Below are 23878 nucleotides of genomic sequence, written 5' to 3' on the forward strand. Positions count from 1 at the left end.
GAGGCGCTGATCCGCTCGGAAAACAACATCCGCATCTATACGGACAACGTCCCCGCGCTGATCGCCTACTTCGACAAGGAGTGCCGCTACCTCTTCACCAACCGCGCCTACGAGCAGGCCTTCGGTATCGACCGCAACGCGGTGATCGGCAGGCGAGTCCAGGAGGTGGTGTCACCGGAGATGGCCCGCGAGCGGGCTCCCTGGATCGAAAGCGCACTGGCCGGCGAGCGGGTCAGCTTCGAGGTCTCCCTCAGGCTGCCCGAGGGACGCCGCTACATGCTGGTCACCTACACGCCCCACTTCGGCGACAGCGGAACCATCCTCGGCTTCTTCGCCCTCTACCAGGACATCACCGAGCGGCGCCAGGCGGAGATCGCCCTCAAGGAGACCAACGAGACCCTGGAGGAGCGCGTACGCGAGCGCACCCAGGCGCTATCCGAGGCCAACGCCGCCCTGCGCCAGGAGAACCGGGTCCGCGCCGAGGCCGAACTGGCACTGCGCCAGGCCAAGCAGCTGGCCGAGGATGCCAACGCCTCCAAGACCCGCTTCCTGGCCGCCGCCAGCCACGACCTGCTGCAGCCGCTCAACGCCGCCCGGCTGTTCACCTCGGCGCTCTCCCAGGAGATGGAGCCCGACAACATGAAGCGCACCATCGGCCATATCGACAACTCGCTGCAGGCCGCCGAGGAACTTCTCGGCACCCTGCTCGACATCTCCAAGCTCGACGCCGGTGCCCTTACCCCACGGCGCAGCCACTTCGCGCTGGCGGATATCATCCGCCCGCTGCGCGCCGAGTTCGAGGTGATGGCGGAGGATCGCGGCCTCGACCTGGAGGTGGTACCGACCCGAGTCTGGGTCGACAGCGATGCCCAGATGCTCCGCCGGATCATCCAGAACTTCCTCTCCAACGCCATCCGCTACACTCAGGAGGGCCGGGTGCTGCTCGGCTGCCGTCGCCACGGCGACCGCCTCTCCATCCAGGTGTGGGACTCGGGTCCCGGCATTCCCGAATCCAAGCAGACCGAGATCTTCCAGGAGTTCCGCCGCCTCGACCAGGCCTCGCGCCACAAGGAGAGCGAGAAGGGGCTGGGGCTGGGGCTCTCCATCGCCGACCGCATGAGCCGCGTGCTGGACCACCCCATCACGGTGCGCTCGAAGGAGGGCTCAGGCACCATGTTCGCGGTCAGTGTCCCGGTGGTCGAGGCACGCAGCGAGGCACAACAGGCCGAGGAGGCGGCCTCGCCCAAGCGCGCCGGCAACAAGCTCGTTGGCGTCCGCGTGCTGTGCATCGACAACGAGAGCCTGATCCTGGAGGGCATGAAGGCGATGCTCTCCGGCTGGGGCTGCGAGGTCTTCACCGCCACCACCATCGGTGGCGCCAAGTCGGTGCTGCGCCACCTGGATGGCGACCCCGATGCGATCCTGGCCGACTACCACCTGGACAACGAGGTGACCGGCCTGATGGCACTCGAGGCCCTCGGCGAGCGGCTGGAGGGGGCGGTACCCGGCATCGTGATCACCGCCGACCGCACCGAGGAGGTGGCCGAAGAGGTCCGGCGCGCCGGCTACCAGCTGCTGCTCAAGCCGGTGCGCCCCGCTGCCCTGCGCGCCCTGCTCACCCGTACCCTGCAGGCGAGCCGCGCGGCGCAGTAGCGTCGATCAGTATGCCCATAAAGCAGAAACCCACCTCGCGGTGGGTTTCTGCTTTTTCTTGAAGCCTGCTATCCGATGCTTGTCCCAAGGGCGAGGCCCGGATCAGGACTCCACCTTCGGCGGTTCGACCTCGAGCTTCTGGGCAGCGATGACCGCCTGGGTGCGCGAGTGCACGCCCAGCTTGCGCAGGATGGCGGTGACGTGAGCCTTGATGGTCGCCTCGGAGACGCTCAGCTCGTAGGCGATCTGCTTGTTGAGCAGCCCCTCGGTGAGCATGTTGAGCACACGGAACTGCTGCGGGGTCAGCGAGGCGATCGCCTCGGCAAACTTGGTCTCTTCCTCGTTGGCCTCGCCCATGGCCGCGGCCAGCTCCGCCGGCAGCCACACCTCGCCGTCGAGGATCTCCCCCACTGCCTCGGCGATCAGCTGCAGCGAGGAGGACTTGGGAATGAAGCCGGAGGCACCGTAGTCGATGGCGCGACGCACCACATAGGGTTCGTCACTGCCCGAGACCACCGCCACCGGGATATCCGGCGTCTGGCCGCGCAGCTGGATGAGGCCGGAGAAGCCGTGGGCCCCGGGCATGTGCAGGTCGAGCAGGATCAGGTCGGCGTCCGGGTGGCGATTCACCACCTCGGCGGTGGCCTGCATGGTGTCGGACTCAACGATCTCAGCCTGGGGCGCCAGCTGGCGCAGTGCCTGGGTGAGGGCTGCACGGAACAGCGGATGGTCATCGGCGACGATGAATTTCTGGGCAAAGGCCATGGATTCTCCTCCGGTTCCTCTGGCAGCGGGCGTGGACCGCCACTCGGGGTCTTGGTATGACTGTGAAGCATGTTACCCCATGGCAGAGGCGATTCCCAAGCGCTCCGACAACATTGTCGACAATATTGTTCTACAGGGTCAAAAAGCCGGCCACGAAGGCCGGCTCTGAGAGAGAGTCGCGCCGCGCGACTCAGCGGACGGCGCGGTTCTCGATCAGTTCATCGACCACGCCTGGATCGGCCAGGGTGCTGGTGTCGCCCAGGCCGTCACATTCATTGGCGGCGATCTTGCGCAGGATGCGGCGCATGATCTTGCCGGAGCGGGTCTTGGGCAGGCCCGGGGCCCACTGGATGACGTCCGGCGAGGCGATCGGGCCGATCTCCTTACGCACCCACTGGGTCAGCTCCTTCTTGAGCTCGTCGGTAGGCTCCACGTCGCCGGTCAGAGTCACGTAGATGTAGATGCCCTGGCCCTTGATGTCGTGGGGGAAACCCACCACGGCGGCCTCGGCCACGGACTCGTGAGCCACCAGCGCCGACTCGATCTCGGCGGTGCCCATACGGTGGCCGGAGACGTTGATCACGTCGTCGACGCGACCGGTGATCCAGTAGTAGCCATCCTCGTCGCGACGGCAGCCATCACCGGTGAAGTAGACGCCCTTGTAGGTGGAGAAGTAGGTCTGGGTGAAGCGCTCGTGGTCACCCCAGATGGAGCGTGCCTGACCCGGCCAGGAGTCGGTAAGCACCAGGTTGCCTTCCACGGCACCCTCAAGGGTGTTGCCCTCGCTGTCGAACAGCGCCGGCTGCACACCGAAGAACGGCAGGGTGGCGGAACCCGGCTTGAGATCCGTGGCACCGGGCAGCGGCACGATCATGATGCCGCCGGTCTCGGTCTGCCACCAGGTGTCGACGATGGGGCACCTGGAGTTGCCGATCACCCGGTAGAACCAGTCCCAGGCCTCGGGGTTGATGGGCTCACCCACTGACCCGAGGATGCGCAGGGAGTCGCGCTGGCTGGAATCCATCACGCTGTCGCCGTGGGCCATCAGGGCACGGATGGCGGTCGGCGCGGTGTAGAGGATGTTGACCTTGTGCTTGTCGACGATCTCGCCCATGCGGCCATGGGTCGGATAGCTGGGCACGCCCTCGAACATCAGGGTGGTGCCGCCATTGGCCAGCGGACCATACACGATGTAGCTGTGGCCGGTGACCCAGCCCACGTCGGCGGTGCACCAGTAGATCTCACCGTCCTGATAGTCGAACACGTACTGGTGGGTCAGGCTGGCATAGACCAGGTAGCCACCAGTGGTGTGCTTGAGGCCCTTGGGCGCGCCGGTGGAGCCGGAGGTGTAGAGGATGAAAAGCGGATCCTCGGCGTTCATCTCCTCGGCCGGGCAGTCGGCGGACTGCTTGTCGACCACGTCGTCGTACCAGACGTCGCGGCCCTCCTTCCACTCGATCTCGCCGCCGGTCCGCTTGACCACCAGCACCTTCTCGCAGATCTCGGTGCCGTCGCGGGTCAGGGCCGCGTCGACGTTATCCTTGAGCGGCACATGCTTGCCGCCACGCACGGACTCATCGGCAGTGATCACCAGCTTGGAGGTGGCACCGATCACGCGCTGGGCCAGGGCGTCCGGGGAGAAACCGCCGAACACCACGGAGTGCACCGCACCGATGCGGGCACAGGCCAGCATGGCCACGGCTGCCTCGGGGATCATCGGCATGTAGAGGGTGACCACGTCGCCCTTGCCGATGCCCAGTTCTTTCAGGGCATTGGCCAACTGGCAGGTCTGGGCATGCAGCTCGCGGTAGGTGATGTGCTTGGAATCGTTGGGATCATCGCCTTCCCAGATGATCGCGGTCTGATCACCGCGCTGTTCCAGGTGGCGATCGAGGCAGTTGGCGCTGGCGTTGAGGGTGCCGTCCTCGAACCAGCGGATGTCCACGTTGTGCGGATCGAAGCTGGTGTGCTTGATCTTCGTCGGCGCCTTGACCCAGTCGATGCGCTTGGCCTGCTCGGCCCAGAAGGCATCGGGGTCGTCCACGGACTGCTGGTACATCGCCTCATACTTCGCCTTGTCGGCCCAGGCATTGGCGGCGATGTCATCGCGCACCGGATAGATAGTTTGTTGATCGCTCATGGAAGTGCCTCTGTCCTTGGGATGGCCCCGTCAGATGAGTGTAGCCGGCCAACCTTGATTTGGGATTGTGTGGGGACGGCCGACGCCATTTAAGGTGGCCTCAGCATACCTCTGCCCGCCCCTACTTCCTCTTAGACATTGGTATGAACAGATTTCTTTTTAATAACAATGACTTAAATAGCACTTTCAAACACCTCGAAACCAAGATAGACCAAGGTCTGAGCGCAGTGACGGCAGCGGTAACGCTGCCCCTGCCGCGCCAGTGCATGGCGTCGGGTGCTGAAGGCGTGCTCGCGGCAGTCGCAGGCGTAGCGGTGGGGCGCCGGGCTCGCGCGGCCGGTATCGAAGCGATGGGTGGTGCGGGGAGCCAGGCCGAACAGCCCTCGCATCACCGTCTGCCACTCGCGGCCGTGGGGACGCACCCGATGCCCATCCTCCAGGTGGTGAACGAGCCAGTGGGCCATCTCGTGGGGCACCACCTCCACCAGGAAGGCAAGACGGTTCTCGGCATAGAGCACCGGATTGAAGCGCAGCCCGCCGCGGCCGAAGTGGGCCTGGCCGGCACACTTGCCGCGCAGGTCGCACCAGACCGCCGGGCACGGCAGCCCCGGATGCACCTCGCGACACAGCCGCCAGGCGGCGTCCACCCGTTCGTGCAGGGCAGCCAGCAGCGCCTCGCGGTCGAGGGCCGCGAGGCGATCGGGGTCGGGGGTGGGCAGCGCGGGTCGGCTCATGGGGTGCTAGAATGGCCTTTCGCCCGCCAGGCGTAAAGCGCCCTTCCTGCCCTCCTGTCCGCGAGAATGACGATGTCCGACACCCCCCAGCCCGAACCCCTGCTCGACGACGATCAGCTCGACCGCCTGGATGACTTCCTGGCCTCCGAGCGGGTCGGCGAGGACGCCCTGGACCTGATCGGCAGCCATGGCTTCCTGGTGGCCCTGGCGGTGGCGCCCTGCGAGACGGACCCGGCCGCCTGGGTGGCGGAGCTGTTCCAGGGCGAGCCGGAGTTCCATGACGCCCGCGAGCGCGAGGAGATTCTCGGCCTGCTCGACCAGCTGCGCCGCAATGCCATCGCCGCCCTGGAACAGGGGCTCCTGCCGGAGCTGCCCTTCGAGCTCACCCTGGACGAGCTGCCTGCCGAGGAGACCCCCATCGGCGACTGGTGCGCCGGCTTCATGGAGGGCGTCTTCCTGGACGAGACCGCCTGGTTCGAGGAGGACGAGGAGGCCGCCGCCACCCTGCTGCTGCCCTTCATGGCGCTCTCGGGGCTCTTCGACGACGAGCCCGACATGGCCGAATTCATCGGCGACGGGGCGCGCCTGGAGGCGCTGGTGCGCCAGCTGCCCGAGCTGGTGCTGGACCTCTACCTGCACTACCGCGTGCCCCCGGAGACCCCCAAACCGATGCCACGCCAGAAGAAGCCCGCCGCCAAGGGGCGCCGGCGATAGCGCACGCTATCTCAGCCGCGTCAGCATGCCGTCCAGGCTGCCGAACAGCCACTCCTTGAGTCGCTGCCAGCGCGGGCGCCGGGACCAGGCCTTGCGGTCGATCTCGCGGCTGGCGGCGAAGTTGCGCTCGAAGAGCTCGGCCACCTCGGCCGCCAGGCGCCGGTCGGCCACCTCCTGGTTGGCCTCGAGGTTCCAGTGCAGGCTCCAATGGTCGAAGTTGCAGGAGCCCAGGCTGACCCAGTCGTCGGCCAGCGAGAACTTGGCATGGATGAAGGTGGGCTGGAACTCGTGGATGTGCACCCCGGCCCTGAGCAGCCGGCCGTAGAACCGCTGGCCGGCGTAGCGCACCCCGGGATGGTCATGGGATTCACCGGGCAGCAGCAGGCGCACGTCCACGCCGCGGCGTGCCGCCCGGGCCAGGCGCAGGCGCAGGCTGAAGGTGGGCACGAAGTAGGGGGTGCAGATCCAGATGCGCTGGCGGGCGCTGGAGACCCGGCGTTGCAGCGAATGGCGGATGGCCTGGTAGCGATAGCCCTGCCCCCACACCACCCGCCCGATCATGCCCCGGTAGCCCTCGGCCCGGCGTGTCTCGGTCACCAGGCCATGCACCAGCCTCGCGGCCCCGCTGCCCCGGGTCAGCGGCGAGTCCCACAGCCGGCAGAAGAGACGCACCCAGTCGGCCACCACCGGCCCCTCGATGCGCAGGGCCACCTCGTACCAGGCGTCGAGGAACTCGTCCACGGCGCCGAAGCCGCCGGTGAAGGCGACCCGGCCATCCACCACCACCAGCTTGCGATGGTCCCGGGTCAGGTTGCGAGCCAGGGAGTGGAAGCCCAGGGGGTTGAAGAAGCGCAGCGCCACGCCGCCCGCCTCCAGCCGCTCGCGATCCGCGCCGGCGAGCCCCATGGCGCCGTAGCCATCCAGCAGCAGCATCACCGTGACGCCGCGCCCGGAGGCCTTCACCAGGCTACCGATCAGCGCCGAGGCCAGCCGCCCCGACTCCATCAGGTAGAGCTCGATAAGGATCGATGACTCGGCCTGCTCCAGCGCCTCGAACATGGCCGGCAGGAAGCGGCTGGCCTCGGGCAGCAGCTCGAAGTGGTTGCCGTCTCTCCAGATCCCGTGCATGGCAGACTCCCTGTCCTGGGGCGCAGGCCTGACCCGAGGCCTCCCCGGAGACTATACTGGCCTTTTCCTTCCCTTTCCTGCGTCGGGGCAAACGGATGGCCTTGCACCACCCTCTCACCACCCCCCTGCGCGCGCTGATGACCCAGCTGATCGCCGCCTGGGTCCGGCCGCGCCTGATCGAGCCCGCCCCCGACGCGCTGGCGCTCGAGCCGAGCCTGCCGGTGGTCTTCGTGCTGCCCCGCCCGGCCGCGAGCGACGCCTGGCTGCTGGCCTCGCTGACCCGGCGGCACGGGCTGCCCCTCGCGGCCGGGCGACGGCGGGTCGGCGAGGTGACGCTGCCCGCCTGCGTGGCCCTGCCGGCACAGCGCCGTCGGCTGTGGCGGCGTCAGTCACGCCCCGAGGCTCCCTTCCGGGCGCTGATCGAGCAGCGCCTCGCCAACCCCCACCAGGAGGTGCAGCTGGTGCCGGTCAGCGTCTTCTGGGGGCGCGCCCCGGGCAAGCGCTTCGGCTTCTGGCGGATGGTCGCCGCGGACAGCTGGCAACTCACCGGGCGGCTGCGTCGCCTGCTCTCGATGCTGGTCAATCGCCGCAGCGTGGAGATCCACTTCGGCGCCCCGCTGCGCCTGGGCGACCTGATCGACGCCACCCGGCCCGACGCCGGCCTGACCAACCGCAAGGCGGCGCGGCTCTTGCGGGTGCACTTCCGTCGGGTCCGCACCCGGGTGCTGGGCCCCGACCTCTCCCACCGCCGCACCCTGATCGAGGGGGTGGCCAGGAGCCCGGAGGTGCGCGAGGTGATCGAGGCGCTGGCCGCCGAGGGGCGCCCTTCGACACCGCGCCTGCAGCGCCGCGCCCTGCGCTACGGCCGCGAGATCGCCTCCAACATGACCTACCCGGTGCTGCGCTTCATGGACCGCCTGCTGCGCCGGCTCTGGAACCGGCTCTACGATGGCGTCGATGTGCGCGGCCTGGAGCGGGTCAAGGCGCTGGCCGGCGACCATACCCTGGTCTATGTGCCCTGCCACCGTAGCCATATCGACTACCTGCTGCTCTCCTACGTGCTCTACCACGATGGCCTGATGCCGCCCCATATCGCCGCCGGACGCAACCTCGACATGCCGTTGGTCGGCCCGCTGCTGCGCCGCGGCGGCGCCTTCTTCCTGCGCCGCAGCTTCCGCGACAACCGCCTCTACGGCGCGGTATTCAACGAGTACCTGCACCGCCTGATCGCCCGGGGCCACCCGCTGGAGTACTTCATCGAGGGGGGGCGCTCGCGCAGCGGTCGCATGCTGCCGGCGCGCCCCGGCATGCTGGCCATGACCCTGCGCTCCTTCCTGCGCAGCGCCGCCGGCGGCCATTACCAGCCGCTGGCCTTCATTCCGGTGCACATCGGCTACGAGCGGATCATCGAGAACGCCAGCTACCAGCGCGAGCTGCGCGGCGGCAGGAAGCGCAAGGAGAGCCCGCTGGCCCTGCTGCGGGTGCTGGGCCAGCTGCGCCAGCCCTTCGGCCGGGTCTCGGTCAACGTGGGCGAGCCGCTGCTGCTGGCCGACTTCCTGGATGACGAGCTGGGCCGTGGCTGGCGGGAGGCCCGGGAGACGCGACCCGCCTGGCTGGGCGAGGTGGTGCCGCGTCTCGGCGAGAGCCTCTGCCGGCGCATCAACGCCGCCGCCGCCCTCAACCCCGTCAACCTGGTGGCCCTGGCGCTGCTGGCCACGCCCCACCACGCCATCGAGGCACGGCTGCTGGAGCGCCAGCTCGGCCTGCTCGCCGAACTGCAGCGTCGGCTGCCCGGCGCCCCCCACGCCAGCCTGGCGCCGGGCACACCTGCGGAGTGGATCGATCAGGCCATGGCGCTGGGCATGGTGCAGCGCCGCGAGCACCCCCTGGGCGACATCGTGCTGGCCGACGCCGCCCAGGCCGCCCTGCTGGGCTGGTACCGCAACAACGTGCTGCACCTCTTCGCCCTCGCCGGACTCACCGCCTTCGCCTTCCGCCACCAGCCGGCCCACGACCTGGACGCGCTGGAGGGGCTGCTCGCCCCCGGCTGGCCGATCCTGGCCCGGGAGCTGATGGTGGCGCCTCCCGCCTCCCTGCGCGAGGCGCTGTCGGCGATGCTTGGGGTGCTGGGCGAGCTGGGGCTGCTGGGGCGCAGCGCCACGGGATGGCAGCGCCCCGACGAGCCGCTGGAGGCCGGCGAATGCCTCGACCTGCTGGGTCAGCTGATGCAGCCATCGCTGGAGCGCGGCTACCTGCTGCTCGCCGTGCTGCTCGACGCCGGCCCCGGCCGCCTTACCGCCGAGACGCTGGCCGACCAGAGCCGCCAGCTGGCCGAGCGCCTGGCCCTGCTCTCGGGACGCGACGCCCCGGAGTTCTTCGATACGCGGTTGTTCGTGAGTCTGGTGGAGAGCCTTGAGCAGGAGGGCTGGCTGTGGCGGGAGGAGGAACGACTGATGTTCGACGACCGCCTCTGCGAGGCCGCCCGCCACTCGCGCCGGCTGTTCGACCCCACCCTGCGCCACCGGCTGCAGCTGGTGACGCGCCAGGCCTGATGGCTCAGCCCGCCTTGAGCGTCCGGTGCACGTAGAGGTCGTAGCGGCTGGTCTTGCCCTCGATCACGTGGCGCGGGGCCGGCCCCTCGATGGGCGGCGCCTTGCGCGGGCGCTTGACCACCACGCGGTGGGTGGCCACGTCCAGGGCTGCCTCCAGCAGCCGCGGGGCGTCCGCGTCGTCCCCGGCCAGGGTGCGGAACAGCCGCATCTCCTTCTTGACCAGCGCCGACTTGTCGCGATGAGGAAACATCGGGTCGAGGTGGATCACCTGAGGCGGGACATCGGCCGCCGCCACCAGGGCGGCGAGCTCCGCCGCCGCATCGCCATGCACCAGGCGCATGCGCGCGGCGATCTCGGCGGTCTCGGTGTCCGCCCGGGCGCGGGCCAGGCCGTCCTCGAGCAGGGCGAAGATCGCCGCCACCCGCTCCACCAGCAGCACCGATGCGCCGAGGCTCGCCAGCACGAAGGCATCGCGCCCCAGGCCCGCCGTGGCATCCACCACCGAGGGTGTCACCCCCGGAGCGAACCCGCAGGCCCGGGCGATGAGCTGGCCGCGCCCGCCGCCGAAGCGACGTCGATGGGCCGCCTTCCCGGAGGTGAACTCCACCGCCAGCGGATGCCCGTAGCGCTTCTCGTCGCCGGCCAGCACCAGGCGACCGTCACGCTGCTCGAGGTGGAGTTCGGCCGCCCCGTCGAGGGGAAGCCCCAGGCGCTCGGCCAGGGCGGTGAGCGCCTCGCCGCGCACCGCCACCGCCGGCAGCGCACTCACCTGGCCTTTTTCCAGGCCACCTCGTTGCGCAGGTAGACCGGCTGCACCAGATGCGCCGGCTGCCCGCCCCCCGCCTCCAGCTCGGCCATGGCCAGCAGCGCCATGTCGGCGGCAGCGGCCTCCGCCTCCGGCAGGCGCTGGCTCATCCCCGCCTGCACCTCGACGGGCATCTGCTCCCAGAGGCCCCAGCCGGAGCCGATGCCGACCCAGTCGTGGTCGTCGTGGCCGGCCGGCAGGCGCAGCCGTTCGGGAGGCATCACGGCCTCCTCGAGGAGGAGCTCCGGCAGGCCGTCGCGGCACTGCCAGGCGGCCACGTAGATCTCGCCCATGCGGGCATCCAGGGCGGTGACCAGCCAGCGGAAGTGATGGCGACGGTGGGCGCCCAGGGCCAGGGCCGCCAGGGTGGAAACCCCGAGCAGCGGACGATCGAGGCCGTAGGCGAGCCCCTGGGCGGCCCCGGCGGCGATGCGCAGGCCCGTGAAGGAGCCCGGCCCGCGGCCGTAGGCCACGGCGTCCAGCGCCGAGGGGGCAATGCCGGCCTCGGCCAGCACCTCGTCGACCATGGGCAGCAGGCGCCGAGTATGCTCGCGAGGCGTCATCTCGAAGCGGGAGAGCAGCTCATCCTCGGCGCCCGCGCGGCGGCGCAGCAGGGCGGCCGAGCAGGCGCTCGAGGAGGCATCCAGGGCCAGCAGGATCGACATGGCAGCACCATCGTAGGGAGAAATCGCAGGAGAGAAAAAGTGGCGGACATTATACGCGCCGGGGCCACAAACGACGATGGCCCGCCGAGGCGGGCCATCTGAGTCCGAGCAGACGCAGGGCTCGATCAGCCCTCGAGGGCCTTGAGTACCTGCCCCTTGATATCGTCGACGCTGCCGACGCCTTCCACCCGGTGGTAGGTCGGGGCGGCCTCGGGGTCCTGCTCGGCCCAGGCCTGGTAGTAGTCGACCAGCGGCGCGGTCTGCTCGTGATAGACCGCCAGGCGGTTGCGCACGGTGGACTCGCGATCGTCATCGCGATGAACCAGCGCTTCGCCGGTGACATCATCCTTGCCGGCTTCCTTCGGCGGATTGTACTCGACGTGATAGACGCGCCCGGAGCCAGGGTGCACGCGGCGGCCGGCAAGGCGCTTGACGATCTCCTCGTCCTCCACGGCGATCTCCAGCACGTGGTCGAGCTTGACACCGGCTTCCTTCATGGCATCGGCCTGGGGAATGGTGCGCGGGAAACCGTCGAACAGGAAACCGCTCTCGCAGTCGGGCTGGCCGATGCGCTCCTTGACCAGGCCGATGATGATGTCATCGGACACCAGGCCACCGCTGGTCATGATCTCCTTGGCCTTGACCCCCAGCTCGCTGCCCTCCTTGACGGCGGCACGCAGCATGTCGCCGGTGGAGATCTGCGGGATATTGAAGCGCTCGCAGATGAACTGGGCCTGGGTCCCCTTGCCGGCACCCGGGGCGCCCAACAGGATCAATCGCATGTTCTTGTCCTCAAGTACAAGTGGCTGTCATTAGTGAAGAAATGGTTGGAGAGGAACGATAACCGCGGCCCGGGTCGGGCACAAGCGCCGCTCCTTCGCGACGCCTTGCGCCGCGCCAAGAAAAGCCTTGTATATCAATAGCCTCAAGGCCGAATAACACTTTGGTCTGGCGACCATAGCGCTAGGCCCACCGACAAAACGACGGCGCCCGAGGGCGCCGTCGTGTGGTTGCCAGAACGGTTGCCAGAACCGCCGTCAGGGCCGCGGGATCAGAGCAGCAGGCGACGAATATCGCTCAGCAGCTGGGCCAGCAGCGCCGTGAAGCGCGCCGCATCGGCCCCATTGACCGCGCGGTGGTCATAGGACAGGCACAGCGGCATCATCAGCCGCGGCTCGAAGGCCTTGCCGTCCCACACCGGCTTCATCGACGCCTTGGAGATGCCGAGGATGGCGACCTCCGGGGCGTTGACGATGGGCGTGAAGGCGGTGCCACCGATGGAGCCCAGGCTGGAGATGGTGAAGCAGCCGCCGGTCATCTCCTCGCGCTTGAGCTTCTTGGTCTGCGCCTTCTTGGCCAGTTCCACGGACTCCTTGGCGATGTCGATCAGCGACTTCCTGTCCGCATCACGGATCACCGGCACCATCAGCCCGTCCGGGCTGTCCACGGCGATGCCGATATGGACGTACTTCTTCCACACCACCGACTCGCCGTCGGGCCTCAGGCTGACGTTGAACTGCGGGTACTGGCGCAGGGCATAGGCACACGCCTTGATCAGGAAGGGCAGCGGCGTGAGCTTGGCGCCCTGGGCCTCCGCCTCGGCCTTCATGGACTTGCGGAAGGCCTCCAGTTCGGTGATGTCGGCCTCGTCGAACTGCGTGACATGGGGCAGGTTGACCCAGCTGCGGTGCAGGTTGGTGGCGCCCATCTTCATCAGGCGGCCCATGGGCTTCTCTTCCACCTCACCGAACTGGCTGAAGTCCTGGTCCGGGATGGGCGGAATGCCGGAGCCCGCGGCCGCCGGGGCGCCGGACGATGCCTGGGCCTTGCCCTGGTTGGCCATCACCTGCTTGACGTAGGCGTTGACGTCCTCCTTGAGCACCCGCTCCTTCGGGCCGCTGGGCTTGACCAGTCCCAGGTCGACACCCAACTCTCGGGCCAGCAGGCGTACCGCCGGGCCGGCGTGGACCAGCTTGCCATCGCGGGGCTTGTGGGCCGCCATCTCGGCCTCGGGGCTCGGCCTGCCGCTCGGGGTCGGGGCAGGCTTGTCGGCCTTCGGAGTGTCGGCCTTGGGGGCCTGGTCCTTCGACCCGGAGGGCTTCGCCGCGGACTTCGGCCTGGCCGCGCCGGCCACCTCCATGTAGCCGATCAGGTCACCCTCGGAGACGGTATCGCCCTCCTTGACGGTGAGCTCGAGCAGCTTGCCCATGAAGGGGCTCGGCACGTCCATGGAGGCCTTGTCGGACTCCAGCGTGATCAGCGGGTCTTCTTCGTTGATCTCGTCACCGGCGGCCACGCCAATCTCGATGATCGGCACGTCACTGGAGCCGGAGAGGTCGGGCACACGGATCTCCCGACGCTCGGGCTCGCCGGCGCCGGCCTCTTCCTGCTCCTCTTGCTCAGGCTGGGGCGCGGCGGCTTCGGGCTCGGACGCGGAAGGTGCCGGCTCGGCATCGCCGCCGCCCTCGCCTGCAATCTCCATGGTGCCGATCACATCACCCTCGGAGACGGTATCGCCCTCCTTCACCGTCAGCGAGACCAGCTTGCCGGCGTGGGGGCTCGGCACGTCCATGGAGGCCTTGTCGGACTCCAGGGTGATCAGGGTGTCCTCCGCGGCCACCTCGCCACCCTCGGCCACGGCCACCTCGATGATCTCCACGTCGCTGGAGCCACCCAGGTCCGGCACCTTGATCTCCACGGTGCGCTTGCCGCCGCCGCCGGCCTTGGCCGCCGGCTTCTCGGCAGCGGACTTGTCGGTGGCCTGTTCCGGGGCAGGCTCGGACCTGGCCGGCGCCTCGTTCTCGGCGGGTTGCTCGCCGCCGCCGGCACCCTCGGCCTCCAGCTCGACGATATCGTCGCCCTCGGAGACGGTGTCGCCCTCCTTCACCAGCACCTTGATGACCTTGCCCCCCTTGGGCGAGGGCACATCCATGCTGGCCTTGTCGGACTCCAGGGTGATCAGGGTGTCCTCGGCGGCGATCACGTCACCTTCGGACACCGCGATCTCGATGATTTCGACATCCTCACTGCCGCCGATGTCGGGAACTTTGATGATTTCGCTACTCAAGGTCGCGCTCCTTCAAACTCGTACCTGGGGCGGGCCAGCGGGCCGCGGGCCCGCCGCTCGCGGATCAGTCGGTCAGCGGATTGGGCTTGGTCGGGTCGATGCCGTACTTCTTGAGGGCCTCGCCTACCACCTTGCGATCCAGTTCGCCACGCTTGGCCAGCGCCTTGAGGGCGGCAACGGTCACGAAGAAGCGATCGACCTCGAAGAAGTGGCGCAGCTTCTGGCGGGTATCGGATCGGCCATAGCCGTCGGTGCCCAGCACGTGGTACTCGGTGGGCACCCAGGCGCGCACCTGGTCCGCAAACAGCCGCATGTAGTCGGTGGAGGCGACGGCCGGTCCTTCGCGACCCTCGAGGCAGCGGGTCACGTGGGGCTTGCCCGGCTCCGCCTCGGGGTTGAGGAAGGCCTCGCGTTCCAGGGCCAGGGCCTCGCGGCGCAGCTCATTGAAGCTGGTGACGCTCCAGATGTCCGCGCCTACGCCCCAGTCGTCGCGCAGCAGTTCGGCGGCCGCCTCGACCTCGCGCAGGATGGTACCGGAGCCCAGCAGCTGGACGCGGCCCTTCTTGCCCTCGGTCTCGCGCAGCAGGTACATGCCCTTGACGATGTCCTCGGCGGGAACCTCGGCGATCTCCGGCTGCTCGTAGTTCTCGTTCATCACCGTCAGGTAGTAGAAGCAGTTCTCCTTGTCGGCGAACATCCGCTTCAGGCCATCCTGGACGATCACCGCCACCTCGTGGGCGTAGGTGGGATCGTAGCTGCGGCAGTTGGGGATGGTGGAGGCCTGCAGATGGCTGTGGCCATCCTGGTGCTGGAGGCCCTCGCCGTTGAGCGTGGTGCGCCCCGCGGTCCCGCCGACCAGGAAGCCGCGCGCCTGCAGGTCGCCGGCCGCCCAGGCCAGGTCACCGATGCGCTGGAAGCCGAACATCGAGTAGTAGATGTAGAACGGCAGCAGCGGCAGGTTGTGGTTGCTGTAGGAGGTGGCCGCGGCGATCCACGCGGACATGGCGCCGGCCTCGGAGATGCCCTCCTCGAGGATCTGGCCCTGCTTGTCCTCGCGGTAGAACATGATCTGGCCCTTGTCCATGGGCTCGTACTTCTGGCCTTCGGAGGTATAGATCCCGAGCTGGCGGAACATCCCCTCCATGCCGAAGGTACGCGCCTCATCGGGCACGATGGGCACCACCTGCTTGCCGATCTGCTTGTCCTTCACCAGGCCGTTGAGGATGCGAACGAAGGACATGGTGGTGGAGACTTCACGGCCCTTCGACCCGGAGAGCTGCGAAGCGAAGGTCTTGTCCTCGAGGTCCGGAATCTGCAGCGCCTCGAAGTCGCTGCGCCGCTGGGGCAGATAGCCACCCAGGCGCTCACGCTGCAGGTGCATGTACCTCAGCTCGGGAGAGTCATCCGCCGGCTTGTAGAAGGGCACTTCCTTGAGCTGCTCATCGGTGAGCGGAATGCCGAAGCGATCGCGGAATTTCTTCAGCGCATCGAGCTCCATGCTCTTGACCTGATGAGCCTCGTTGGCCGCCTCACCGTCGCCGCTGCCCATGCCGTAGCCCTTGACGGTGTGCGCCAGGATGACGGTCGGACGGCCGTTGGCATTGTTCACGGCCTGGTGGTAGGCCGCATAGACCTTGAACGGATCGTGGCCGCCACGGTTGAGCTTCCAGATGTCCTCATCGGACATGTCCTTGACCATCTCGGCGGTTTCAGGGTACTTGCCGAAGAAGTGCTTCCGGGTGTAGGCGCCATCGTTGGCCTTGTAGTTCTGGTACTCGCCGTCGACCGACTCGTCCATGATCTTCTGCAGCGCACCCTTGTTGTCCTTCTCGAAGAGCGGGTCCCACAGGCGTCCCCAGACCACCTTGAGCACGTTCCAGCCGGCGCCGCGGAACACGCCCTCGAGCTCGTCCATGATGCGGCCATTGCCGCGCACCGGGCCGTCGAGACGCTGCAGGTTGCAGTTGATGACGAAGATCAGGTTGTCGAGCCTCTCGCGCCCGGCCAGCGAAATCGCGCCAAGGGATTCCGGCTCGTCGCACTCGCCGTCGCCCATGAAGCACCAGATCTTGCGATCGTGCATGTCCTTCATTTCACGTGAGTGCAGGTACTTCATCACGTGGGCCTGATAGATGGCCTGGATCGGGCCGAGGCCCATGGAGACCGTGGGGAACTGCCAGAAGTCCGGCATCAGCCAGGGGTGCGGATAGGACGAGAGACCGTTCCCGTCCACCTCCTGGCGGTAGCTGTCCATCTGTTCCTCGGTCAGGCGCCCTTCCAGGTAGGCGCGGGCGTAGATGCCCGGCGCCACGTGGCCCTGGATGTAGACCAGGTCGCCCCCGAAATCGCCGTTGGGGGCGCGGAAGAAGTGGTTGAAGCCGACGTCATAGAGGGTCGCCGCCGACATGAAGCTGGCGATGTGACCGCCGAGTCCCGGGTTGGCGCGGTTGTTGCGGATCACCTGGGCAATGGCGTTGTAGCGGATCAGGGAGCGGATCTTGCGCTCCATGAACAGATCGCCCGGCATCGGCGCCTCGCGGTGCACCGGAATGGTGTTGCGATGCGGAGTGGTCACCGAGAAGGGAGCCTGGGTCCCGTCGCGGCGCAGGCGATCCGCCAGGCGGGTCAGCAGGAACCGGGCACGTTCCTCGCCCTCGCGATCCAGAACCGATTCCAGGGATTCCAGCCACTCCGTGGTCTCGACCGGATCGAGATCCTCTCTTGCCTCCAGACTCATATGACGTCTCTCCGAATGACATGGTATTGCGTGCACCCGCGTATGCGGGCCTGTGGCGTTCTCTCGTCTGCGAGGGTCACGCCGCCTGACAGTGTGTAGTTTTCTTACATCACAGCGCGAAAAAAACTGCCGTTTATGGGGGGAAGATACCGCAAAGAGGCGGAACTGCCAATTCAAGCTTTAATGGAAAAGGTTTTCAATTAACGATTATTGCACCGCAACACAATGGGTTAGCAAACCGCCAACATCAGTAACTCGACCAAGGTCAAGCAGTTGTAAGTAAACTACCGTATGAAGCAAGCGAACGACCAGAGCGGGATGGCGTCAGCTCAGTGGCCGATCGAGCACCGCCTCCCTGGCCAGCTGCTGACGGAAGAAGGCCCAGTCAAAGGCGGGGCCGGGGTCGGATTTTCTCAGCGGCGCCACCCGCGCATGGCCGGTGATGCGCGTCTCCTCCAGCCCGGGATAGGCCGCCAGCAGGTCGGCGGTCACTCCCGACAGGGCACGGTACTGGGCCAGGCGATAGGGCGAGACCTCGTCGCCCTCGAGCTCGATACCGATGGCGAAGTCGTTGAGCGCAGCACGTTCCCGATCACCGTCTCGCCAGCGGGAGCGGCCGGCGTGCCAGGCACGGCGGTGAAAGGGCACGAACTGCACGCATTCGCCGTCGCGACGGATCAGCAGGTGGGCGGAGACCCGCAGATGGGCGATCTCGCCGAAGAAGGGGTGGGCATGAGGGTCCAGGCGGTTGGTGAACAGCCGCTCGATGTATTCGCCGCCGAACTCGCCGGGCGGCAGGCTGATGGAATGCAGCAGCAGCAGCGAGACCTCGCCATCGGGCCGGTCATCGCAGTTGGGTGATGGCACCCGCCGCGCCCCCGTCAGCCATCCCTGTCTGATCGGCATCGCTCTCCCCTGACGTGATCCGCATGGATTCCCTATAATGGATGCCCTCGATCACCTCGGCCACCCCACACCGGCTTCAACCCCAAGAGTGCCTCGCATGGATTACCAGGATGCCCTGCCCTACCACGACAAGCTCAGCGAAGAGATCCGCGACGCCGCCGCTCGCCTGCTGGCCGAGGATCTGGGCCCGGGCGATATCACCGCCCAGCTGATCCCCATGGATGCCATGGCACGCGCCCGGGTCATCACCCGCGAGGCCTGCGTGCTGTGCGGCGTCGCCTGGGTCGACGAACTGTTCCGACGCCTCGACGTCACGGTGACCCTGCGCTGGCACGCCGCCGACGGCGACCGCCTCGAGGCCGATCAGGTCTTTCTGGAGCTCGAGGGGCCCGCGCGCAGCCTGCTCACCGGGGAGCGCGCAGCGTTGAACCTGCTCCAGACCCTCTCGGCCACAGCCACCCGCACCCGCCACTGCGTGGACCTGATCCACGACACCGGCGTGCGCCTGCTCGACACCCGCAAGACCCTGCCGGGAATGCGCCTGGCCCAGAAGTACGCGGTGACCTGCGGCGGCGGCCACAACCACCGCATCGGCCTGTGGGACGCCTTCCTGATCAAGGAGAATCATATCGCCGCCTGTGGCGGTATCAAGGCGGCGGTGCTGGCAGCGCGCAGGATCGCCCGGGATGTGCCGGTGGAGGTGGAAGTGGAGACCTTCGATGAGCTGGATCAGGCCCTGGCCGCGGGAGCCGACATCATCATGCTGGACAACTTCGGCCTCGATGACATGCGCGAGGCGGTCAAGCGCAACGCCGGCAGAGCGACCCTGGAGGCCTCGGGCAACGTCGATGAGGCCACCCTGCGTGCCATCGCCGAGACCGGCGTGGACTGCATCTCCAGTGGCGCGCTGACCAAGGACGTGAAGGCCATCGACCTCTCCATGCGCCTCATCGCCTAGGCGTCTGAAGGGGAGAGAGGCTCAGGTCTCCACGGCGGCGAGGCGCTTCGCCAGCCGCTTGCGACGCAGCCGCTCGCCGCCGCGCTCCACCCACTCCTCGCCCACTTCCTGCCAGCCGCGCCGCACCAGGCGCTCCGCCAGCACCAGGCTGGCTTCGATGTGGGCCCAATCGTGCCCCTGCTCCATCAGCAGCCGCTCGGCATGGATCAGCAGGGTGGAGCCGATTCCCCGCCGCGAAAGCGACGGCCAGACGTAGAGCGTCGCGATCCGTCCACGGGGGATATCCAGCTCGAGGAAGCCCACGCAGCGCCCGTCGCAATCGGCCACCAGGGTGGTGAAGAGCGCATGACGCGCCGCCCAGGCGCTGGCGTCCCGGGGCAGGACCGATGCCCAGGCTTCGCGCTCGGCGACGCTGTAGTGAGACATGGCCCCCTGCATCACCGCGTGATGGAAGACCTCGGCCTGATCGGCGGCGTCACGAACCCGAGCCTGGCGATAGCAGATTCGTGCGCCTCCGGGGCGCCGGGCCTCGCCGCCGGCCGGCGTCAGCGTCTCGTTCATGAAGGTTCCGTGGCAGTGAGCGTTGCTGAAAGACTACACAAGCACAACCGCCGGGCCAATCCCCTCGCCGCAAGGCCCTGCGACGGGCATAATCCGCCCATGATCGATGCCTCGCCTCTCCCCGCCTTCACGCTGTCGCCCATCGGCGTCATCGAGAGCGACTACCCCGACAAGTTCGGCATTCCCCGCCAGCCCGGCCTGGCACCGGCGGCCCGGGCCAGCCTGGTCCTCGCGGCCCCCTTCGACGACCCGCTGGCGGTACGCGGGCTCGAGGCCTTCAGCCACCTGTGGCTCACCTTCGTGTTTCACGAGAGCCCCGCGCGCTGGACGCCACTGGTGCGCCCGCCACGCCTCGGCGGCAATGCCAAGGTGGGCGTCTTCGCGAGCCGCAGCACCCATCGGCCCAACCGCCTCGGCCTCTCGCTGGTGGAGCTCATCGAGGTCGACACCCGCTGCGGCGTGCGCCTGACCCTGGCCGGCGCTGACCTGGTCAGCGGCACGCCGGTGCTCGATATCAAGCCCTACCTGCCCTGGGCGGAGTCGCGCCCCGAGGCCCGCGCCGGCTTCGCCCCCCAGGCGCCGGCGCGACTCCCGGTGGCGTTCAGCGACGCGGCGCAAGCGGCCCTTGCCGAGCGCCCCGACGGTGACTCCCTGCGCGAGCTGATCACTCAGGTGCTGGCCCAGGACCCTCGCCCCGCCTACCGCAAGGGCGCGGAGGCGCGCCTCTACGGCGTGCGCCTGCGCGACGTGGACGTGCGCTTCCGCGCCCTCTCCGCCGGCGAGGGCACCCGCATGGAGGTGGTGGCGATCGTGGCGGCGTGACGACTCCGTATCAACGACGAAGGGCCCCGAGGGGCCCTTCGTCGTTCAGGTGGCAGCCGCCGAGCGATCAGTCGAAGTCAACACCAATCCGCCGCCCCACTTCCTCGTAGGCCTCGATCACGCCGCCCAGGCCCTGGCGGAAGCGGTCCTTGTCGAGCTTCTCGCGGGTCTGGGCATCCCACAGCCGACAGCCATCCGGGGAGAATTCGTCGCCCAGCAGGATACGGCCCTCGAACAGGCCGAACTCCAGCTTGTAATCCACCAGCAGCAAACCGCCGTCGGCGAACAGCGCCTTGAGCACCTCGTTGACCCTGAAGGTCAGCGCCTTCATCTCGGCGAGCTGCTCGGGGGTGGCCCAGCCGAAGGTCTCGGCCAGCGACTCGTTGATCATGGGGTCGTGCAGGGCGTCGTTCTTGAGGAACAACTCGAAGGTCGGCGGGGTAAGCGCCTGACCCTCGGTGACCCCCAGGCGCTTGACCAGGCCGCCGGCGGCGATGTTGCGCACCACGCACTCCACCGGGATCATCTCGAGCCGCTTGACCAGGCTCTCGGTGGCGGAGAGGCGCTTCTCGAAGTGGGTGGGCACCCCCGCCGCCGTCAGCGTCTCCATGATGAAGGCGTTGAAGCAGTTGTTGACCATGCCCTTGCGGGCCAGCGACTCCATGCGCTCGCCGTCGAAGGCACTGGTGTCGTCGCGGAATTGCAGGATCACGCGGGACGGATCATCGGTGGCGAAGACCGACTTGGCCTTGCCGGCATAGAGTTCTTGACGCTTTTCCATGGGAGCCTCCAGAGGCTGCGAGCCGCGAAAACGGAAAGGGTTGAGGAGTAACGATGAGAGTTCGAAGAGGTCAGCCGATGGCCTGCCACGCCACGCCCGCCTCCTGGCAGGAAACTCTCAACCGGGATTCATCGCCATCGAGCAGCGGCACCAGGGCCTCCCGGGCCAGCTCGGGGCGATTGTTGTGTTCCGACAGGTGCGAGCAGACGATGTGCTGCAGGCGATCCAGGCCCAGGCGCGGCAGCAGCGCAGCGGCCTGGACGTTGGCCAGATGCCCCCAGTCCCCGGCCACGCGTCGCTTGAGGCGCGGCGGATAGGGTCCCTCGGCGAGCATCTGGACGTCATGGTTGCACTCCAGCACCAGGGCATCGCAGCCGGCAAAGGCCTCGGCCACGTGGTCGGTGGGATGTCCCAGGTCGGTGAGCACGCCGAGGCTGCGTTCGCTGCCCTGGACGCGAAACTGCACCGGCTCCCGGGCGTCGTGGGGCACCGTCACCGGGTCGATGATCAGCCCCTTGACGGCGAAGCGCTGCTGGGGCGTGATCCAATGGCGCCGGGGAAGCTCGCCCAGGCGGCCGGATGCCCAGGTGCCCGGAGTCAGGTAGATCGCCACGCCGTGGCGTCGCGCCAGGGGGCCCACACCGCGGATATGGTCACCGTGCTCGTGGGTGACCAGCACCGCATCGAGCTGGCGCGGGTGCAGGCCGAAATCGGCGAGCCGCCGCTCAGTCTCGCGCAGGCCGAAGCCGCAGTCCACCAGCAGATGGGTCTCGCCGTCGCTGACCAGGGTCGCATTGCCCTTGCTGCCGCTGCCCAGGGAGGCGAACTGCAGCCGCCCCCGTCGCGGCGCGGCGGCCTCCTGCTCCGTCATCAGCGCAGCAGGCCCGACACCCGTTCGAGCAGCTCGCGCTGGTCCTCGGGGCTGAAGGCGCGCTCGCTGGCATTCACCGCTCGCAGCACGGTCTGCCGGGGGCCTTCGGCCTCCAGCACCAGGCGGATCTGCTGGTGCATCTGGCGCACGTCGGGGCTGAAGACGATCTGCAGCGGATTGCGGTTGCGCTCGGTGACCGTCATGTAACTGATCAGGAACGCGCGGCCCGCCGGGTCGCTCTCCAGCAGTTCACGGCGCTCCTCCACGGTGAAGTCCTGACGCAGCTGGTGGTCGAGCTCGGCCCAGGTGCGATCGATCTCCAGCGGAATCTCGACGAGCCACTCGTCGCCGCGCTGTTCGAGGCTCAGGCGCGATTCGCCGGCCAGGCGCTGGGCGGCCAGGGACGCGGCGCTGGCGGTGGCGCTGCGCGCGCCAAGGTACTCTTCGAGGGCATCGAGGCAGGCGCCCACCGGGGCGCCGCCCTGGTCGCAGCGCACCTCGCTGTCGCCGGCACGCAGCCCCTGACGAACGCTCAGGCGCGCCTGGCTTGTCTCGATCACACCCCGCGAGGAATCGCTGGCCTGGATGCCCAGGCCGCGAGTGCGGGCGAAGTCCTCGAGCTGGGGCCAGACGGCCCCCGGGTCGGCGCCCACCACCAGCCAGGCGTCACGGCCGATGGAGCGGCGCTCGACGAAGTCGCGCTCCATGGCACGCCCCGCACCCAGGGCCTGGGGACTCGGCGCCCGGAAGCGGCCGTCGGGGGCGCGGAAATCGCCGGCCGCCTCGGGCACCGGCATGGCGTCGCGGTAGCGTTGAGAGTCCCGGCTCTCGGGCAGGGTCAGCGCCGGGGCAGTACGCGCCTCGGCGTAGTCGACGTTGCGGTCGTGGTAGTAGCCCGAGTCGCGGGCACAGCCCGCAAGGGCCACGGCCGCCACCAGAGGAAGCCATTTCAGCGCTGAGTTCATGCGTCCACCTTGCATCCAGTTCTCCAGGTTCCGGCGCAGCGCCGATCAGTCCTCGATCACGCCGGCCAGTTGCAGGGCCTCGCTGATCGTGGAGTGGTACTTCTCCGAGAGCCAGGTGAGCGGCAGGCGGATGCCCGGCTCTATCAGCCCCATGCGGTAGAGCGCCCACTTGACCGGGATCGGATTGGATTCAATACCCAGGTTGGTGTGCAGCGGCATCAGCCGGGTGTTGAGCTGGTGGGCATGGTCGGCATCGCCGGCCACCGCCGCGGCACAGAGGTCGTGCATGGCCCTCGGAGCCACGTTGGCGGTCACCGAGATATCCCCGTGGCCGCCCATCAGCATGAAGTCACAGGCGGTGCCATCGTCACCGGAGTAGAGCATGAAGCCGCTGCCCTTGAGGCGTGAGATCAGGTCCTCGGCCCGCTCCAGATTGCCGGTGGCGTCCTTGAGGCCGACGATGTTGTCCACCTCGGCCAGGCGCAGCACGGTCTCGTTGTAGAGATCGCAGGCGGTACGCCCCGGCACGTTGTAGAGGATCACCGGCAGCTTGCTGCCCTCGGCCACCGCCTTGAAGTGGCGGTAGAGCCCCTCCTGGGTGGGCTTGTTGTAGTAGGGGCAGACCGACAGGCAGTAGTCGGCCCCCACCTCGCCGGCATAGCGGGCCAGTTCCACCGCCTCGGAGGTGGCGTTGGCCCCGGTGCCGGCGATGACCGGAATGCGGCCGTCGACCTCCTCCACCACGGCACGGATCACGTCGAAGTGCTCGGCAAACGACATGGTGGTGGGTTCGCCGGTGGTGCCGGCGGCGACGATACCATCGGTGCCGTTGTCGAGGTGGAAGTTCACCAGGCGACGCAGCGCTTCCCAGTCGATGTCGCCATTGACCTTCATCGGCGTCGCCAGGGCGACGATACTGCCAGTGATCATCCTCATCTATCCTCTCGATTCGACAGCTGCGCCTCGGCCCGGTAGCCACCGGGTCAGGAAGGAGCGAGGCCCATGGCCCGCATCAGGGATCAAATGGTACTCAGCCGGCCAGAGCCTGTACAGC

20 protein-coding genes are annotated in these 23878 nt (G+C 68.1%); 5 read left to right on the forward strand and 15 right to left on the reverse strand.

Going from position 1 to position 23878, the window contains the following annotated elements:
• Positions 1 to 1653, forward strand: a 1653-nt coding sequence (locus IBX53_RS07050) for a PAS domain-containing hybrid sensor histidine kinase/response regulator (protein WP_290907157.1), incomplete at its 5' end; no start/stop codon positions are given.
• A 102-nt stretch (positions 1654 to 1755) separates the two neighbouring features.
• Here IBX53_RS07050 and IBX53_RS07055 read toward each other — a convergent pair.
• The 3 genes from IBX53_RS07055 to IBX53_RS07065 all read right to left on the reverse strand — a co-directional run bounded on the left by IBX53_RS07055 (position 1756) and on the right by IBX53_RS07065 (position 5292).
• The gene (locus IBX53_RS07055) at positions 1756 to 2418 is read right to left on the reverse strand and encodes a response regulator transcription factor (RefSeq protein WP_290907159.1); all 663 of its coding nucleotides are present in this window, start codon (positions 2416 to 2418) and stop codon (positions 1756 to 1758) included.
• A gap of 190 nt (positions 2419 to 2608) precedes the next feature.
• Complete coding sequence (gene acs / locus IBX53_RS07060; protein ID WP_290907161.1) at positions 2609 to 4558, reverse strand: acetate--CoA ligase; 1950 nt, start codon at positions 4556 to 4558, stop codon at positions 2609 to 2611.
• 173 nt (positions 4559 to 4731) lie between these two features.
• Positions 4732 to 5292, reverse strand: coding sequence for a SprT-like domain-containing protein (locus IBX53_RS07065; RefSeq protein ID WP_290907162.1), 561 nt, complete (start codon positions 5290 to 5292; stop codon positions 4732 to 4734).
• A gap of 72 nt (positions 5293 to 5364) precedes the next feature.
• Here IBX53_RS07065 and IBX53_RS07070 point away from each other — a divergent pair, with 72 nt between their 5' ends.
• Entirely contained in the window at positions 5365 to 6006 is a 642-nt protein-coding gene (locus tag IBX53_RS07070) for a YecA family protein (protein ID WP_290907164.1), read from the forward strand.
• A 6-nt stretch (positions 6007 to 6012) separates the two neighbouring features.
• Here IBX53_RS07070 and IBX53_RS07075 read toward each other — a convergent pair whose 3' ends face one another.
• Complete coding sequence (locus IBX53_RS07075) at positions 6013 to 7134, reverse strand: phosphatidylserine/phosphatidylglycerophosphate/cardiolipin synthase family protein (RefSeq protein ID WP_290907166.1); 1122 nt, start codon at positions 7132 to 7134, stop codon at positions 6013 to 6015.
• Positions 7135 to 7235: 101 nt separating this feature from the next.
• Here IBX53_RS07075 and plsB point away from each other — a divergent pair, with 101 nt between their 5' ends.
• On the forward strand, positions 7236 to 9686 hold the full coding sequence (gene plsB / locus IBX53_RS07080) for a glycerol-3-phosphate 1-O-acyltransferase PlsB (protein WP_290907168.1): 2451 nt from the start codon (positions 7236 to 7238) through the stop codon (positions 9684 to 9686).
• Between the two features lie 4 nt (positions 9687 to 9690).
• Here the strand turns inward: plsB and IBX53_RS07085 are convergent, their stop codons facing one another.
• The 6 genes from IBX53_RS07085 to ampD form a co-directional block, all read right to left on the reverse strand.
• A complete protein-coding gene (locus IBX53_RS07085) occupies positions 9691 to 10395 on the reverse strand; it encodes a class I SAM-dependent methyltransferase (RefSeq protein ID WP_290907189.1) in 705 nt (234 codons plus the stop codon).
• Positions 10396 to 10451: 56 nt separating this feature from the next.
• Complete coding sequence (gene tsaB, locus IBX53_RS07090; RefSeq protein ID WP_290907170.1) at positions 10452 to 11156, reverse strand: tRNA (adenosine(37)-N6)-threonylcarbamoyltransferase complex dimerization subunit type 1 TsaB; 705 nt, start codon at positions 11154 to 11156, stop codon at positions 10452 to 10454.
• 125 nt (positions 11157 to 11281) lie between these two features.
• Positions 11282 to 11938 (reverse strand): adenylate kinase, encoded by a 657-nt coding sequence (gene adk / locus IBX53_RS07095; protein WP_290907172.1) that lies wholly within the window; start codon positions 11936 to 11938, stop codon positions 11282 to 11284.
• A 269-nt stretch (positions 11939 to 12207) separates the two neighbouring features.
• On the reverse strand, positions 12208 to 14223 hold the full coding sequence (gene aceF, locus IBX53_RS07100) for a pyruvate dehydrogenase complex dihydrolipoyllysine-residue acetyltransferase (protein ID WP_290907173.1): 2016 nt from the start codon (positions 14221 to 14223) through the stop codon (positions 12208 to 12210).
• 64 nt (positions 14224 to 14287) lie between these two features.
• A complete protein-coding gene (aceE, locus tag IBX53_RS07105; RefSeq protein WP_290907174.1) occupies positions 14288 to 16960 on the reverse strand; it encodes a pyruvate dehydrogenase (acetyl-transferring), homodimeric type in 2673 nt (890 codons plus the stop codon).
• A 324-nt stretch (positions 16961 to 17284) separates the two neighbouring features.
• Positions 17285 to 17866 carry a 1,6-anhydro-N-acetylmuramyl-L-alanine amidase AmpD gene (gene ampD, locus IBX53_RS07110; protein ID WP_290907175.1) on the reverse strand — a complete coding sequence of 194 codons (582 nt, stop codon included), beginning with the start codon at positions 17864 to 17866 and terminating at the stop codon, positions 17285 to 17287.
• Between the two features lie 97 nt (positions 17867 to 17963).
• Here ampD and nadC point away from each other — a divergent pair, with 97 nt between their 5' ends.
• On the forward strand, positions 17964 to 18824 hold the full coding sequence (gene nadC / locus IBX53_RS07115) for a carboxylating nicotinate-nucleotide diphosphorylase (protein WP_290907177.1): 861 nt from the start codon (positions 17964 to 17966) through the stop codon (positions 18822 to 18824).
• Between the two features lie 21 nt (positions 18825 to 18845).
• Here nadC and IBX53_RS07120 read toward each other — a convergent pair whose 3' ends face one another.
• The gene (locus tag IBX53_RS07120) at positions 18846 to 19385 is read right to left on the reverse strand and encodes a GNAT family N-acetyltransferase (RefSeq protein WP_290907179.1); all 540 of its coding nucleotides are present in this window, start codon (positions 19383 to 19385) and stop codon (positions 18846 to 18848) included.
• A 99-nt stretch (positions 19386 to 19484) separates the two neighbouring features.
• On the opposite strand from IBX53_RS07120, the gene tsaA reads away from it, so the two are divergent.
• Positions 19485 to 20207: a tRNA (N6-threonylcarbamoyladenosine(37)-N6)-methyltransferase TrmO gene (tsaA, locus tag IBX53_RS07125; protein ID WP_290907182.1), complete on the forward strand. Its 723-nt coding sequence runs from the start codon at positions 19485 to 19487 to the stop codon at positions 20205 to 20207.
• A 67-nt stretch (positions 20208 to 20274) separates the two neighbouring features.
• On the opposite strand, the gene purC is transcribed toward tsaA, so the two are convergent.
• The 4 genes from purC to dapA form a co-directional block, all read right to left on the reverse strand.
• Complete coding sequence (purC, locus tag IBX53_RS07130) at positions 20275 to 20988, reverse strand: phosphoribosylaminoimidazolesuccinocarboxamide synthase (RefSeq protein ID WP_290907183.1); 714 nt, start codon at positions 20986 to 20988, stop codon at positions 20275 to 20277.
• 70 nt (positions 20989 to 21058) lie between these two features.
• The gene (locus tag IBX53_RS07135; protein ID WP_290907185.1) at positions 21059 to 21859 is read right to left on the reverse strand and encodes an MBL fold metallo-hydrolase; all 801 of its coding nucleotides are present in this window, start codon (positions 21857 to 21859) and stop codon (positions 21059 to 21061) included.
• Positions 21859 to 22824 carry a lipoprotein, NlpB gene (locus IBX53_RS07140; protein WP_290907187.1) on the reverse strand — a complete coding sequence of 322 codons (966 nt, stop codon included), beginning with the start codon at positions 22822 to 22824 and terminating at the stop codon, positions 21859 to 21861. Before IBX53_RS07140 ends, IBX53_RS07135 begins: the two co-directional genes overlap by 1 nt.
• A gap of 45 nt (positions 22825 to 22869) precedes the next feature.
• Complete coding sequence (gene dapA / locus IBX53_RS07145) at positions 22870 to 23754, reverse strand: 4-hydroxy-tetrahydrodipicolinate synthase (protein WP_290907191.1); 885 nt, start codon at positions 23752 to 23754, stop codon at positions 22870 to 22872.
• Positions 23755 to 23878 lie beyond the last annotated feature (124 nt).

It is taken from the genome of Halomonas sp., from assembly GCF_014859505.1.
Classification (GTDB): Bacteria; Pseudomonadota; Gammaproteobacteria; order Pseudomonadales; family Halomonadaceae; genus Halomonas.

Excerpts from the sequence above, each read along its gene's own strand:
- nadC (WP_290907177.1), top strand. The coding sequence starts at position 17,964 with ATGGATTACCAGGATGCCCTGCCCTACCACGACAAGCTCAGCGAAGAG.
- IBX53_RS07135 (WP_290907185.1), bottom strand. The coding sequence starts at position 21,859 with ATGACGGAGCAGGAGGCCGCCGCGCCGCGACGGGGGCGGCTGCAGTTC.
- tsaA (WP_290907182.1), top strand. The coding sequence starts at position 19,485 with ATGATCGATGCCTCGCCTCTCCCCGCCTTCACGCTGTCGCCCATCGGC.
- IBX53_RS07070 (WP_290907164.1), top strand. The coding sequence starts at position 5,365 with ATGTCCGACACCCCCCAGCCCGAACCCCTGCTCGACGACGATCAGCTC.
- adk (WP_290907172.1), bottom strand. The coding sequence starts at position 11,938 with ATGCGATTGATCCTGTTGGGCGCCCCGGGTGCCGGCAAGGGGACCCAG.
- aceE (WP_290907174.1), bottom strand. The coding sequence starts at position 16,960 with ATGAGTCTGGAGGCAAGAGAGGATCTCGATCCGGTCGAGACCACGGAG.
- tsaB (WP_290907170.1), bottom strand. The coding sequence starts at position 11,156 with ATGTCGATCCTGCTGGCCCTGGATGCCTCCTCGAGCGCCTGCTCGGCC.
- ampD (WP_290907175.1), bottom strand. The coding sequence starts at position 17,866 with ATGCCGATCAGACAGGGATGGCTGACGGGGGCGCGGCGGGTGCCATCA.
- dapA (WP_290907191.1), bottom strand. The coding sequence starts at position 23,754 with ATGATCACTGGCAGTATCGTCGCCCTGGCGACGCCGATGAAGGTCAAT.
- IBX53_RS07120 (WP_290907179.1), bottom strand. The coding sequence starts at position 19,385 with ATGAACGAGACGCTGACGCCGGCCGGCGGCGAGGCCCGGCGCCCCGGA.
- acs (WP_290907161.1), bottom strand. The coding sequence starts at position 4,558 with ATGAGCGATCAACAAACTATCTATCCGGTGCGCGATGACATCGCCGCC.
- IBX53_RS07075 (WP_290907166.1), bottom strand. The coding sequence starts at position 7,134 with ATGCACGGGATCTGGAGAGACGGCAACCACTTCGAGCTGCTGCCCGAG.
- IBX53_RS07140 (WP_290907187.1), bottom strand. The coding sequence starts at position 22,824 with ATGAACTCAGCGCTGAAATGGCTTCCTCTGGTGGCGGCCGTGGCCCTT.
- purC (WP_290907183.1), bottom strand. The coding sequence starts at position 20,988 with ATGGAAAAGCGTCAAGAACTCTATGCCGGCAAGGCCAAGTCGGTCTTC.
- IBX53_RS07055 (WP_290907159.1), bottom strand. The coding sequence starts at position 2,418 with ATGGCCTTTGCCCAGAAATTCATCGTCGCCGATGACCATCCGCTGTTC.
- IBX53_RS07065 (WP_290907162.1), bottom strand. The coding sequence starts at position 5,292 with ATGAGCCGACCCGCGCTGCCCACCCCCGACCCCGATCGCCTCGCGGCC.